This is a genomic window from Melaminivora alkalimesophila, assembly GCF_000282995.1.
GTDB lineage: Bacteria > Pseudomonadota > Gammaproteobacteria > Burkholderiales > Burkholderiaceae_C > Melaminivora > Melaminivora alkalimesophila.
Genome location: NZ_ALEE01000243.1, coordinates 1 through 810 on the forward strand (window position 1 = coordinate 1; position 810 = coordinate 810).

The following is an 810-nucleotide window of genomic DNA, read 5'->3' on the forward strand; positions in this document are numbered from 1 at the left end:
TCGCCAGCAGGCCGCGCAGATGCAGGCCGATGCGGCTGCGCTGCGCGAGCAACTGGCGCGCCAGCAGGTCAATGTGCCGCTGCTGCGTCTGGCCGTGCAGGTGCAGCAGCAGGAGCTGCGTCAGGCCGTCGATCCGGCGCAGGCGCTGTGGCTGCTGGGCGGGCTTCTGCACAGACAGCCGCAGGCCCAGCTGATGGACACGCAGCTGTGGCTGCACAGCCAGCCTTGCAAGGCAGCCGGGGCGGCGGCGCAAGCCGGGGAGGCATTCCCGGCGCCCGAGACGGCACCGCCTTCGCCGGAATGGCGCTTTGACATCCGGCCTGCTGCCGAGTTGCTGCCGCGCCAGCGCCAGGCCCTGCTGCAGGCCCTGGCGCGCGATGTGGGCGCCTGGCCCAACTGGCAGGTCGAGCTCGATCCGGTGCGCAGCGAAAGCACCAGCGTCCTGTCTGGCGGGCAGGCGAGTGCGGCAAGCACCCCCGAGCGCGGCGGCTGGAGCTGGTGCCTGGCCCCGCGCCAGCGTCCGGCAGAAGCTGTTGCCCAGGAGGATGGGACGTGAGGCGGCCTTGGACCGAACTGCTGCCGCTGGTGCGCCCGGCTGCCGCCTTGCTGCTGGCCGTGGTGCTGGTGCTGGCCCTGGCTGCCAGTGCGCTGTGGGGGGTGCGGCTGTACCTGTCGCCGCAGTGGCAGCAAGCCCAGGGCGAGCGCCAGAGCGCCCAGGCGGCGCTCGAAGAGGCGCACGCCGAGCAGGCCGACGCCGCGGCCCATCTGCCGCATTACCGGCAGATGCAGGCCAGTGGCTTCATCGGCGGG

2 protein-coding genes are annotated in these 810 nt (G+C 73.0%); both read left to right on the forward strand.

The window, feature by feature from the left end; all coding sequences use genetic code 11:
- Positions 1–556 (forward strand): hypothetical protein (locus A612_RS17300; protein WP_040436039.1); only part of this gene is annotated, 556 nt, incomplete at its 5' end.
- The coding region (locus tag A612_RS04390) for a hypothetical protein (protein WP_040436041.1) at positions 553–810 on the forward strand (258 nt) is incomplete at its 3' end. The genes A612_RS17300 and A612_RS04390, both read left to right, overlap by 4 nt.